This is a genomic window from Helicobacter cynogastricus (genome assembly GCF_900197855.1).
GTDB lineage: Bacteria > Campylobacterota > Campylobacteria > Campylobacterales > Helicobacteraceae > Helicobacter > Helicobacter cynogastricus.
Genome location: NZ_FZMQ01000005.1, coordinates 520,788 through 533,178 on the forward strand (window position 1 = coordinate 520,788; position 12,391 = coordinate 533,178).

Below are 12,391 nucleotides of genomic sequence, written 5' to 3' on the forward strand. Positions count from 1 at the left end.
AAAATCTTAATCCTCTTTATATTCATAAACTATGGGCATAGGGTGCCAGTCCACCACGCCATCCCCACAAGCCCCCTGCCCAAAAAAGATCTCTAGCCATTCTTGCTGTTCTCCATAATCTTTTAAAGCGGGACAATTGGATGCAATGGTACAAATCTTGTCTCCAAGATAAGTATCCTCGTCCCCACAACCCCCGTAGCCATCGCTACGATCCAAGGCGTTGTAAACCGCTTGAATCCACGCGATTCTTGCGCGGTTGTCCTTGAGACAATGGGCTTTTTGAATCAGAGGCTCTATGTAATAATTATCGTAAGCCCATTTGCTCTCTGTGGGCACTAGGTGGAGGGTTGCGTTTTTGAGCATTTGGGGCAAATTCTTCACGATCTCTAGGCTACGCTTGTAGGCGCGCATTTCGCTAAGATTCTCGCCATTTCCGGCTGCTAAAAGGATGTAGAGTTGTTTGGCACGGGGGTTTTCAGAGCGCAAAGTGATGATGCTGGACTTGGGGATACGATCAAAGAGGGTGTTGAAGTCATGGGTGTAATAGCGTTCATTGGCTTCTTTTACCCATTGGATACTTTTTGTCATCTCTTTAAGGACTTGTTTAGGTCCAAAGGCATGCTCTAGACGGATAGCAAAACTCAAGTTTTGATCTAAAAGCCACGCGCTGTAGGTGGAGGTTTGTTCCCCATAAAATTCATCCTTATGTGCTTGATTATAATCCTTGATAATGGCAATTTGAAAAGAGGTTCCGGGTAGGAGCTTTAGAGACAAGAGGGCGGGAAATAGATAACTCACCTCTTCCTCTTCTTCATTGACTCTTTGCCTGAAAAGGTCTTTGATTTTAGGGGGCGTGGCAGCTAGAGCGCGCGCTTCTTGCACGCGTGCTTGGATAAAAACTTTTTGTTTGGGTGTGGCGCGCTTTAAAAAATCCTTAGCTAGATAAACTTGGGTGTTGTCTTGATTGGCGACAACGGCATAAATTTTTTCTCCCTCTTTTAAAATGCGCACATTAAACGCGCTGTCTAAACGGGTGGTCTCTAAGAGGCTTGCATCGCTCAAGTCTACCCCTCTTAAGAGAACAAAAGCGCATATGCATAACAAGGTAAGACGCATGGAACTCCTTTAGTGGATTTGGTAAAGTAGGGGCAAATACGGCTCAATGCCCTTTAATATGTCAAATTTGGACGCCAAATTCAAATTCTCTTGAATACGATCCAAAAAGGGCTCTTTTAAGGGGTCTGTGTTAGCGGACATGTCTTGATCGCTCCATTGTTTTAAAAGCGCGATTTTTTCTGGTGTGCTAGAGATTGCTTGCAAACCCTTGAGATAGCCAGCCGCATCATAGGAATCGCTTGTATCATCCTCATTAGGAAGTGCGCCCAACAACACCACATACACCCTTGCCTCTTTGAGTAATTTTTCTAGCTTGGCAATAGAGGTGAGGTTTAAATCCTGTTGTCCCCTAGCAAAAAAGTAAAATTCCTTAGAAGGGTGCTTGGAAAGAGATTCTAAGAAAATCGTATTTTCTGAGGGCAAAGCCTTGATCAAGGCTTGAAAATCTTTGTGGTGCACGATAAAAAAATTGTGTTTGACAACTTGTTTATATAAAGATCGCAACTGCGCGCTCTCTTTTTTATCTGGTAAAATAAAATCCCTACCCAACAACACCCTCAAAGAGCTTTTATTATCGACAAGCAAGATCTGTTGGATTTGTGCTTGGTTGTTTTGCACCAAGAGGACTTGAAAGGGGAGTGGAGCGTGTAAGCGTACTTGTTTTAAGATTTTGAATTGGGCGTTGAAATCTGAGGGATCAGCCATAAGAATTTGGCAAGCTAGGCAAGTTGCAGTGGTTATTTTAGCCAAGCTAAGCATCAAAGTATCCTTTAATCAGATGACTATGACCATCCGCAAGTATTTCAAATTATTATATACTACGATTAACACCTATTTTATTAAGGAGTTATATGCAAACTTTTATCCAAGAATATAAAGCCACCCAGCAAGAACGCGCGCAAGAAAACATCCCCCCTTTGCCCTTGAGTGCTAAACAAGTAGAGAGTGTGGTAGAAATTCTCTTGCACTCTAAAGATAACGCGGAATGCGCCTTTGTTAAGGAATTACTCATCCACAGAGTGAGTCCGGGCGTGGATGAGGGCGCACAGGTCAAGGCGGAGTTTCTAGGCAAACTCGCGCTTAAAAAGCTTACATGTGCGCATTTTAGCCCCTTAGAAGCGGTGGAGTATTTGGGCACGATGTTAGGGGGCTATAATGTCGCTCCCCTCATTGAAGCGTTGCAAAGTGGCGATCAGCAAACCGCCAAAGCCGCTTGTCAAGCCTTAAAATCCACTCTTTTAGTTTATAACGCCTTTGAGAGTATCGCTAACTTAAGCAAAACCAACCCCTTAGCTAAGGAAGTTCTAGAATCTTGGGCAAATGCCGAATGGTTTACTAATAAGCCCGCTCTGCCTGAAAAGCTAGAGCTATGCGTGCTTAAAATTGATGGGGAGACCAATACAGACGACTTGAGCCCGGCTAGCGATGCTTTTACGCGTAGCGACATCCCTTTACACGCTAATGCCATGCTCAAAAACCGCGTGGAAAATTACCAAGAACGCCTAAAAAACATCAAATCTAAGGGCGTGCCTGTGGTGTATGTGGGCGATGTGGTGGGTACGGGGAGTTCGCGCAAGAGCGCGACTAACTCCATCATGTGGCATTTTGGCACGGACATTCCCTATGTGCCCAATAAGCGCACTGGGAGCGTGGTGATTGGAGGGGTCATTGCCCCCATTTTCTTTGCGACATGTGAGGATAGCGGGGCGTTGCCCCTTGTAGCCGATGTGAAAGATTTACACGAGGGGGACATGATTGAAGTCTACCCCTATAAGGGCGAAATCCATAAAGGGGGTCAAGTGGTGAGCACCTTCAACTTAGAGCCCACCACTCTAGCGGATGAATACCGCGCAGGCGGACGCATTGCCTTAATTATTGGGCGTGGATTGACCAATAAGGCGCGCAAATTCTTAGGGCTAGAGCCCTCAGAAGTCTTTGCCAAACCCAAACAACCCGCCCAAAGCCAAAAAGGCTACACTTTAGCCCAAAAAATGGTGGGGCGTGCATGTGGGCTGGAGGGTGTGCGCCCGGGCACTTACTGCGAGCCCATTACCACCACTGTAGGAAGCCAAGACACCACCGGAGCGATGACACGCGATGAGGTTAAGGAACTCGCTAGCTTGAGTTTTGAAGCCGATTTTGTGCTGCAATCTTTTTGCCACACCGCCGCCTACCCCAAACCCTCCGATGTGAGTTTACAAGCCACCTTGCCCCAGTTTTTTACTAGCCGTGGAGGAGTCGCGCTCAAACCCAAAGATGGAATCATCCACTCATGGCTTAATCGCATGGGCTTACCCGACACTTTAGGCACGGGCGGGGATAGCCATACGCGTTTTCCTATTGGGATTAGTTTCCCCGCTGGGAGTGGTTTAGTGGCCTTTGCTGCGGTTACGGGCACGATGCCCTTAAACATGCCCGAATCGGTCTTGGTGCGCTTTAAAGGAGAGATGCAACCCGGGGTTACTCTGCGCGATCTGGTGAACGCAATCCCTTATTATGCTATTAAACAAGGTTTGCTCACCGTGGAGAAAAAAGGCAAGAAAAATATCTTTAATGGGCGCATTTTAGAGATCGAGGGCTTGGGCAATATTAAGATTGAGCAGGCCTTTGAGTTTAGCGATGCGAGTGCAGAAAGGAGCGCGGCAGCTTGCACCGTGCGCTTGAATAAAGAGCCCATTATTGAGTATTTGAGTTCCAATATTAAGCTCATTGAGCAGATGATAGAAAGCGGGTATGAGCATAAGGAAACCTTGAAAAGGCGGGCGCAAAAAATGCAAGAGTGGATTGATAACCCCGTGTTATTAGAACCCGATCCGGACGCGGAGTATGCCGCTGTGATTGAGATCGATCTCAATGAGATCAAAGAGCCCATTTTAGCATGCCCTAATGACCCAGATGATGTGGCGACCTTAAGCGAGGTACTAAACAACCCCAAACGCCCCCAAAAAATCGATGAGGTCTTTATTGGTAGTTGTATGACCAATATTGGGCATTTTAGAGCCTTTGGGGAGATTGTCAAGGGAGCGGGGGCATCGCCTATTCGCCTTTGGATTGTGCCCCCCACTAAAATGGACGAACAGCAACTCATCAAAGAGGGGTATTTTGCTATTTTTGGGGCAGCTGGGGCGCGCACAGAGGTGCCCGGCTGTAGCTTGTGTATGGGTAACCAAGCACGGGTGCGCGATAATGCGGTGGTGTTCTCCACTTCTACGCGTAATTTTGATAACCGCATGGGCAAGGGGGCGCAGGTGTATTTGGGCAGTGCGGAGTTGGGTGCGGTGTGTGCGCTCTTGGGCAAAATCCCCACGCCTCAAGAGTATTTAGATTTGGTGGCTTCCAAGTTAGAGGCGCGCAAAGAGGAAATTTATCGTTACATGAATTTCCACTTGATGGAAAAAATGGCACTCTAAGTTTTTAAGCGCAACCTTAGCTTATTGTTCTAAGATAGGGGCTTTTGAGGGGGTGGAAAGGTTGCGGTTTGGATTTAGACTGGGAATTTATGCGCCATGCCCTCCCTGCTTTTGGGCGGGGGCTTTGGCTCACCTTATATATCTCCTTTGCGGGCATTGTGGGGGCTTTGGGCGTGGGTTTTGTGTGCGCACTAGGGCTCTATTTTGAGGGCTTTTATAGCAAGCCTATCGCCTTTTATGTGCAATTAGCGCGCAACACGCCTTTACTCATCCAGCTTTTCTTTTTATACTATGGAATCAATCAGATCGGTTTTTCTTTGAGCGCGGGGGCGTGCGCGGTGATCGGGCTAAGTTTTTTAGGCGGAGGATATATGACTCAGAGTTTTTTACTAGGGCTTAAAGCCCTGCCTAAAATCCAGTTAGAATCGGCGTTAAGCTTGGGTTTAAGTCGCCTGCAGGTCTTAAGATATGTCCTATTCCCCCAGAGCTTGGCGATCTCTTTGCCCTCTTTGGGAGCCAATGTGATCTTTTTGCTCAAAGAGAGCTCAGTTGTGAGCGCGATCGCCCTAGTGGATGTGATGTTTGTCGCCAAAGATTTGATGGGCATCTATTATAAAACTAATGAAGCCCTTGTGCTCTTGATTTTGGTATACTTGGGGGTGCTCTTGCCTTTAAGCGCGCTGTTTGTGTGGCTAGAACGCTATTATAAGAGCAAAACATGCTAGAGGCGTTGTTTTCTGCGGACAATTTGGCGCGCTTGGTAGGGGGGTTATGGGTTACACTATATACCTCTTTGATTTCTATTGTGATCTCTTTGTTAGGTGGGGTGATCTTGGGTGTGGGGATGGCTTTTGGGGGGCGATGGCTCAAAGTGTTTTGCCGTGTTTATTTGGAGAGTGTACGCATTATCCCCCTGCTTGCATGGCTTTTTTTAGTCTTTTTTGGGAGCGCGACTCTGCTTGATTGGCATGTGAGCGCGTTAAGCGCAAGCGTGATTGTCTTTAGTTTGTGGGGAGTAGCTGAAATGATGGACCTAACACGCGGGGCACTCACTTCCACCAGCGCACACCAAATCCAAAGCGCGCGCGCTCTAGGACTCAATGGCTCTCAGGTGATTAACTATATCATCTTCCCCCAAGCCTTTTTGGCTCTTTTACCCGCTAGTATCAATCTCTTTAGCCGTATTATTAAGACCACTTCCTTAATGTCCCTCATTGGCGCGGTAGAATTGCTCAAGGTGGGGCAGCAGCTCATTGAGGTCAATATTTTAAAAATCCCAGATGCCAGCTTTTATGTTTATGGCCTGATTTTTGTGCTTTATTTTGTGCTCTGTTATCCCCTTGCATATCTAAGTCAATATTTAGAGAAAAAATACCAACACAATCGAGGCTAAATGGCAATCTTGCAAACCATCCAATTAGAAAAACGCTATGGCGATCATGCTGTGCTAAAGGGCGTTGATTTTAGTTTGCACAAGGGGGAGGCGGTGGTGATCTTAGGGCCTAGTGGATGTGGGAAGAGCACTTTTTTAAGGTGTTTGAACGGACTAGAGCCTATACAGGGAGGCAAGATTATTTTTAATGCTCAAGAGATCAGCGCGCCTAAGATTGATTGGAATGTTATCCGTCAAAAGATCGGTATGGTGTTTCAAAATTACGAACTCTTTCCCCATTTGAGCGTTTTACAAAATATTTCACTCGCCCCCCTCAAAGTGCAAAAAAAACCAAAGGAAGAAGTAGAGGCGCGCGCGATCGCGCTTTTAAAACGCGTAGGGCTAGAGCATAAAAAAAACGCCTACCCCAAAGAACTCAGCGGGGGACAAAAACAGCGAGTCGCCATTGTGCGCGCACTGTGTATGCAACCTGAAGTGATGCTTTTTGATGAGGTTACGGCTAGTCTTGATCCAGAAATGGTTAAAGAAGTCTTAGAGGTGATCTTGGAGTTAGCCAGCGAGGGGATGAGCATGGTCATTGTAACCCATGAGATGAAGTTTGCTAGAAAAGTGGCGCACCGCATTGTGTTTTTTGATCAGGGCATAGTGGTGGAGGAGAATAGTCCGCAGGGTTTTTTTGAAAACCCTCAATCTGAGCGCGCCCAAAAATTCCTAGAGATTTTCCATTTTTTAGGGAATTGTTGAATTTATTATGTTAAAAATTCAGTTTAAAAAAAGTTTGGTTTTTGTTTGAGGAGCGTTTGTGCGAACATGGACGAAGATATTAGCTACTTTTTTAGCTGTTTTGGGCTTAGGTTTAGCTGGCTGTGGGGATCACAAAGATCGGGCTAAGGGTGGCTTGGCTATGGTCAAAGAGCGCGGAATACTTAAAGTGGGTGTGTTTAGCGATAAGCCTCCCTTTGGCTTTGTAGACAGCAAAGGGCAGTATCAAGGCTTTGATGTTTATATTGCTAAACGCATGGCTAAAGACCTCTTAGGAGATGAAAAGAAGATTCAATTCGTTCCTGTGGAAGCGGCTGCGCGCGTGGAGTTTCTCAAGTCCAATAAAGTGGATGTCATCATGGCGAATTTCACTAAGACTAAAGAGCGCGAAGCGGTGGTGGATTTTGCACACCCTTACATGAAAGTGGCTTTAGGGGTGGTCTCTAAAGATGGAGAGATTAAGAGTATTGAGGATCTCAAGGATAAACCCTTGATTGTGAATAAGGGCACGACCGCAGACATTTACTTTTCTAAACATTATCCTCAAATTTCCTTGCTTAAATACGACCAAAATACCGAGACTTTTTTAGCTCTGAAAAACAACCGCGCGCCTGCCCTAGCCCATGATAACACCTTGCTCTTTGCATGGGTAAAAAACAATCCGGAATTTAAAGTGGGCATTCCTAGTTTGGGGGATCAAGATGTGATCGCCCCAGCGGTCAAAAAAGGGAATAAAGCTCTGTTAGATTGGCTTAATAATGAGATCGACAATCTCACCAAGAGTGGGTTTATTAAAAAAGCTTATGATGCTACGCTCAAACCCGTTTATGGAGATGAGATCGATCCTAAGGCGGTGATTTTTGAGTAAACCTTCCCCCCCCCCCCAGTCTTTGGGGGCGTTTCTCTGCATGTCTTGATAAATATTATCTTGTTAAAATTAGTAGCAATATCAACCGATTATGAGGATCGGAAGTCGGAAATAGGTTAGTGCCGACCCCCCCTTAGAGCCCATGCGCTCTAACCAGTTCAGTTATTACTAAGGAGATTCGCTTGTTTTTCATGAAAAAAAAGAATAATACGCATATGCAAAATATTGCCGAAGAATGCCACGAGTTGAAGGCAGTTTATAAAGCTATTGATAAATCTGCTGCTATGGTGGAATTTGACCTAGATCGCAAGGTGATCAGCGCGAATGAAAATTTCTTAAATCTTATGGGATATACGCTAGATGAAATTCAAGGAAAATCCCACGCCTTGTTTTGCGAACCTGAATATACAAACAATACAGAATATCACCAACATTGGGATACCTTAAAGTCTGGACAATCCATGTGTGGCACTTTTAAACGCGTGGCTAAGGGAGGTAAAATTGTCTTTTTGGAGGCAAGCTATACGCCTGTTGTGAATGCTCAAGGCAAACTCTATAAAATCTTAAAATTCGCTGCAGATGTTACTCCGCGCGTCTTAGAATACAATGACCTAAAAGCAGTTTATAATGCCGTCAATCGCTCAATGGCTGTGATCGAATTTGATGTTCAGCTTCATGTACTGAATGCAAATGAAAATTTCTTAAAACTCATGGGCTATACTCTCAATGAAATTAAAGGTAAGTACCATGCAATATTTTGTGATCCTGTCTATGTTAAAACCCCTGCATACACGGCCAATCATGACAAGTTGCGTGGCGGACAATTTATTGGAGGCACATTTGAGCGTATCACAAAAAGTGGAAAAAAGGTGTACTTAGAAGCTACTTATAACCCCGTTTTTGACGATCAAGGCAAGGTCTATAAAATTATTAAAATCGCTCACGATGTTACCAGTAAAGAGGATGATACAAAAAATAAACTTGCCATGACTTTGGAACTTATCAAAGAAAGTCAGCAACTTACCAGCGATGGGAGTGCTATGGTAGAAAAAACCGTGACCAATATTCAAAGTGTAGCCGACACTATGAAGAGCAGTACAGATTTAGTAGACACATTAAATTCACAATCTGAGTCTATCTCCTCTATAACCCAAACTATCAAAGACATCGCCGATCAAACCAATTTACTAGCTCTCAATGCTGCCATTGAAGCGGCGCGGGCGGGCGAACACGGGCGAGGTTTTGCGGTGGTGGCTGATGAAGTTAGAAAACTAGCCGAGCGCACGGGCAAATCAGTTGCTGAAATTGGGGCGATCATCGGTTCGATCCGCGAGATCACTTCCCAAGTGGTAGGACATATCACAGCTGGAATGGAAGCCTCTGATAAAACCGTGGAGTTATCTCAACAAAGTAAGGCTTTGATGGATAAAATTAAAGAAGCAAGCGACAAAGTAGCCCAGCGCATGGAATGTGCTAATCTCTGTGGCAAAAAGTAAAGGAGAAACAATGAAAGTTAAAGCGGTAATGCTAGAAGCAGATTCCTTAGGGCGAACTAACAAACTCGCCCCATTAGAGGAATTTGTTGACTTAACCTCTTATCCAAACACACCCAAAGAGTTAGTGTTAGAGCGGTGCAAAGATGCCCAAATTGTCATTCTTAACAAAATTGTAATGGACGCACCCACACTTAAAAGTCTGCCTAAACTTAGGCTCATCTGTGTTACTGCTACAGGGACAGATGTTATTGACCATGCTTGTGCTCAAGAATTAGGTATTGCGATCAAAAATGTAGAAGGGTATTCCACCCACAGCGTAACCATGCATACCTTTGCCTTAGTCTTTGCCCTTTTGTCAAATATGGCCTATTACGATCGTTATTGCAAGAGTGGGGAGTATTGCAAGAGCAAGATTTTTACTCATTTTAATAAGGATTTATTGGCTTTGGAAGATAAGGAGTGGGGAATTATCGGTCTGGGCAATATTGGAAAAAGTGTGGCTAAGAGTGCATTAAGTTTTGGAGCGCGAGTAAGCTACACTTCCACGAGTGGGCGTAACCACAATGACACCTACCCTCAAAAATCTTTAGAAGTTTTGCTAAAAACTAGCGATGTGATCACCATCCATGCCCCGCTCAATGATCAAACCCGCAATCTTATCAACGCCTCTAATTTACCTCTCTTAAAAGAAAAAGCAATTTTGATCAATGTGGGACGCGGGGGAATTGTCAATGAAGAAGCAGTGGCTAAGGCACTAAAAATACAGAATTTTTACTACGGCGCAGATGTGTTTGAAAAAGAACCTATGCGCGCTGATCACCCCTTTTTAGACCCCACGATACAGCCCAAACTTTTACTCACTCCCCATATCGCTTGGGGTTATGGCAACACTATCAAAAAACTTGTAGCAGGCACGATTGAAAATGTCAAATCCTATCTGGCAACTAAGGGCTAAGTCTAATCCCTATTCCAAAGCGATTAGAAAACACATTGTATTCATAAATCCCATCTCCATAGCCATTAAAGTATTGGGCATAAATGCCCACAAAGGGATTAACACGGAAGGTGTAACCCAAGCGTACCGCGCCATGCCAGCGTTTGAATTTCCAGTAAGGGGTGAAAATGTCATAAAGGCGCATTTCAAAATGGTGTCGCCCACGCCTATATTCTACAAAGGCATTCCCATAACCCATATAGTCGATCAGGTTTGGATTAGACTGATTATAGGGAATATAGGGCCAGTAGGAAATTCGAACCTTTAGCCCCCCCTTTTGCCATCCTAGACGAAAAACCGGGCGCACCCCCGCACTCACAGAGCGACAACCTCCCTCAATCTCTGTTTGACCATTGCTATATTTCACCACACGCACCGGACCCCCGGGAAATGCTCCTAAGGCGTTGCCATCTTTATATTGTTGGTAGCATTGTCTACCACCAATTCCATTAGAAATATGTTGTCCTCCGATCCAAAACTCGCTTAAAGTTCCCAATTTGCCATGCCAAATGCGAAGATTGAGAGGGTAAACATAAAAAAGTTCTGGCATGTAATTGACCATACGCATGGGCGCGCTTTGGGGGTTATTGTAAGTTTGAAACCAGTTTGTTTGGGTGTAGGCTAAATAGAGTGTGCCTTTGGTAAAAAGAAAATTCCTAAAGACTGGCACCTTAAAGCTAATTTGAAATTTAAATTCCGTATTCTGATAGCGGTTAATATCAGGATGATACCACTGGTAAATGGGAGTAAAGCTGTGGTAATAGGGAAGAAAATAAGTTCCTCTATACTCCATAAGTTCTAAATATTTTTGAGCAAAATCAAGAAAGGGATGAGATTTTTTGGGCTTGTTGGGGGCGATTTCCCAACTATTCTTGAGGCTATAAAAATCCGGCTTGTAAAAATCATCACGAGGTGCGCTGATATAGCCCGTGTTCTTGAGTTGGGACTTACTGAGTCGTCCTCCAAATTCTTCGCCCTCCAAACATAGAAGACAGCAACCAAAAGCTAAAACGAATTTACGCACTTTTGAAAAACTGCAGACACAAGATTGAAGCCACTACCACAGGGGCAATAAAACGCACACTAAAAAACCACACCAAAAAAGCAGGGCGGCTCAAAAAGCGCGCGCTAGCCTTATAAATGCGTTTTTTCTGCATAAACCACCCCAAGAAAATCAAAGAGAATAGCCCACCCAAAGGCATCCACACCGCCGAAGTGATGAAATCCGCCCAATCAAAGACACTCTTGTGAAAAAAAGTTAGGCTCTTAGCATAATCCTTGTGATTAGAGAGAATCACCAGCAAGCCCAAAAGAAAAATTCCTAAGCCCACTAAATAAGACGCTTTGAAACGACTCCACTTCAAGCGGTGCATTAAATAGAGGATCGCAGGTTCGATCAAGGACACCGTGGAAGTGATTCCTGCAAAAATCAGGGCTAAAAAGAATAAAAAGGCGATGAAAGAGCCCGTTGTGCCCATGCTATGAAAAATTAAAGGCAGAGAGATAAAAACCAGTCCTACACCCTGAGAAGGTTCGCCATTAAAATTGAAAATAAAGGTGAAGATCATCAATCCTGCCACTAAAGAAATTCCAATACCGGGCAAGACAACCCACAGCGAGCTACCCAAAAGATTTTCATCAGAGCGCGTGAAGGCCGCATAAGTGGTGATCGTTCCCACCCCCAAACTCAAAGAAAAAAACATCTGCCCCAAAGCCTCTAAAATTACCTCAAAATTAATCTTGCCAACATCAAAGTTAAACATGTAGACAAGTGCCTTAGAAAAACTAGGCAGAGTCATGGCATAAAAGAGCAAACCAATGAAAACCAAAAATAACAAGGGCATTAGCCACAAACTCAAACGCTCAATCCCCTCTTTGATCCCCCTAGAGACAATCCACACGGTGAGCCATAGCCAAAGGCTAAACCCAATCACCTGCCAAAGTAAATCGCTAGAGCTCAATATACTAAAGGTCTGCTTGGCTTCTTGCAAGGAAGTGGGTAAATGAAAACTCACTTTGAGTAAATAATAGAGAATCCAGCCCAGCACCACGGTGTAAAAGGACATGATGATAGGCCCACCCACCAATAAAATCGCACTCCAAGACCAAATTTTTCTGTGTTTAGTGTCAAGGTGTTGGTAACAAGAAACCACATCTTTGCGCCCCAAATTGCCAATCACCATGTCCACTAGGAGCATAGCCACTCCCAAAGTGAGAGTAAGTCCTAAATAAAGTAGCACAAAAGCCCCGCCCCCATTGCTCCCGGCCATGTAGGGAAAACGCCAAATGTGCCCTAGCCCAATAGAACTCCCCAAAGTCGCTAAGATGAAGCCTAATCTAGAAAAGCCCATA

10 protein-coding genes and 1 pseudogene are annotated in these 12,391 nt (G+C 44.6%); 7 read left to right on the forward strand and 4 right to left on the reverse strand.

What is annotated here, in order from left to right; genetic code table 11:
• Nucleotides 1-6 precede the first annotated feature (6 nt).
• Both C6H00_RS03895 and C6H00_RS03900 read right to left on the reverse strand, forming a co-directional pair.
• Complete coding sequence (locus C6H00_RS03895; RefSeq protein ID WP_104749689.1) at nt 7-1,116, reverse strand: hypothetical protein; 1,110 nt, start codon at nt 1,114-1,116, stop codon at nt 7-9.
• A 9-nt stretch (nt 1,117-1,125) separates the two neighbouring features.
• Nucleotides 1,126-1,875 (reverse strand): hypothetical protein, encoded by a 750-nt coding sequence (locus C6H00_RS03900; RefSeq protein WP_104749690.1) that lies wholly within the window; start codon nt 1,873-1,875, stop codon nt 1,126-1,128.
• Between the two features lie 92 nt (nt 1,876-1,967).
• On the opposite strand from C6H00_RS03900, the gene acnB reads away from it, so the two are divergent.
• From acnB to C6H00_RS03935, 7 genes are all read left to right on the forward strand, one after another.
• Complete coding sequence (acnB, locus tag C6H00_RS03905; protein ID WP_104749691.1) at nt 1,968-4,526, forward strand: bifunctional aconitate hydratase 2/2-methylisocitrate dehydratase; 2,559 nt, start codon at nt 1,968-1,970, stop codon at nt 4,524-4,526.
• 68 nt (nt 4,527-4,594) lie between these two features.
• Entirely contained in the window at nt 4,595-5,251 is a 657-nt protein-coding gene (locus C6H00_RS03910) for an amino acid ABC transporter permease (protein WP_104749692.1), read from the forward strand.
• Entirely contained in the window at nt 5,245-5,919 is a 675-nt protein-coding gene (locus tag C6H00_RS03915; protein ID WP_104749693.1) for an amino acid ABC transporter permease, read from the forward strand. The genes C6H00_RS03910 and C6H00_RS03915 overlap by 7 nt, the downstream gene beginning before the upstream one ends.
• Nucleotides 5,920-6,663: an amino acid ABC transporter ATP-binding protein gene (locus C6H00_RS03920; protein WP_104749694.1), complete on the forward strand. Its 744-nt coding sequence runs from the start codon at nt 5,920-5,922 to the stop codon at nt 6,661-6,663.
• Nucleotides 6,664-6,721: 58 nt separating this feature from the next.
• On the forward strand, nt 6,722-7,549 hold the full coding sequence (locus C6H00_RS03925; RefSeq protein ID WP_407645526.1) for a cysteine ABC transporter substrate-binding protein: 828 nt from the start codon (nt 6,722-6,724) through the stop codon (nt 7,547-7,549).
• A gap of 182 nt (nt 7,550-7,731) precedes the next feature.
• On the forward strand, nt 7,732-9,045 hold the full coding sequence (locus C6H00_RS09065) for a methyl-accepting chemotaxis protein (RefSeq protein WP_233704399.1): 1,314 nt from the start codon (nt 7,732-7,734) through the stop codon (nt 9,043-9,045).
• A 10-nt stretch (nt 9,046-9,055) separates the two neighbouring features.
• The gene (locus C6H00_RS03935) at nt 9,056-10,000 is read left to right on the forward strand and encodes a D-2-hydroxyacid dehydrogenase (RefSeq protein WP_104749695.1); all 945 of its coding nucleotides are present in this window, start codon (nt 9,056-9,058) and stop codon (nt 9,998-10,000) included.
• Here C6H00_RS03935 and C6H00_RS03940 read toward each other — a convergent pair.
• Together C6H00_RS03940 and C6H00_RS03945 are read right to left on the reverse strand one after the other, a co-directional pair.
• Nucleotides 9,990-10,871: pseudogene (locus C6H00_RS03940) on the reverse strand (phospholipase A); the annotation flags it as partial. The gene C6H00_RS03935 and the pseudogene C6H00_RS03940 overlap by 11 nt on opposite strands.
• 184 nt (nt 10,872-11,055) lie before the next feature.
• Complete coding sequence (locus C6H00_RS03945) at nt 11,056-12,390, reverse strand: sodium-dependent transporter (RefSeq protein WP_104749697.1); 1,335 nt, start codon at nt 12,388-12,390, stop codon at nt 11,056-11,058.
• Between the last annotated feature and the right edge of the window lies 1 nt (nt 12,391).

What these genes read in the sequence shown, in the direction of transcription:
- C6H00_RS03895 (WP_104749689.1), bottom strand. Translation starts at nt 1,116, where the DNA reads ATGCGTCTTACCTTGTTATGCATATGCGCTTTTGTTCTCTTAAGAGGG.
- C6H00_RS03900 (WP_104749690.1), bottom strand. Translation starts at nt 1,875, where the DNA reads ATGCTTAGCTTGGCTAAAATAACCACTGCAACTTGCCTAGCTTGCCAA.
- acnB (WP_104749691.1), top strand. Translation starts at nt 1,968, where the DNA reads ATGCAAACTTTTATCCAAGAATATAAAGCCACCCAGCAAGAACGCGCG.
- C6H00_RS03915 (WP_104749693.1), top strand. Translation starts at nt 5,245, where the DNA reads ATGCTAGAGGCGTTGTTTTCTGCGGACAATTTGGCGCGCTTGGTAGGG.
- C6H00_RS03920 (WP_104749694.1), top strand. Translation starts at nt 5,920, where the DNA reads ATGGCAATCTTGCAAACCATCCAATTAGAAAAACGCTATGGCGATCAT.
- C6H00_RS03935 (WP_104749695.1), top strand. Translation starts at nt 9,056, where the DNA reads ATGAAAGTTAAAGCGGTAATGCTAGAAGCAGATTCCTTAGGGCGAACT.
- C6H00_RS03945 (WP_104749697.1), bottom strand. Translation starts at nt 12,390, where the DNA reads ATGGGCTTTTCTAGATTAGGCTTCATCTTAGCGACTTTGGGGAGTTCT.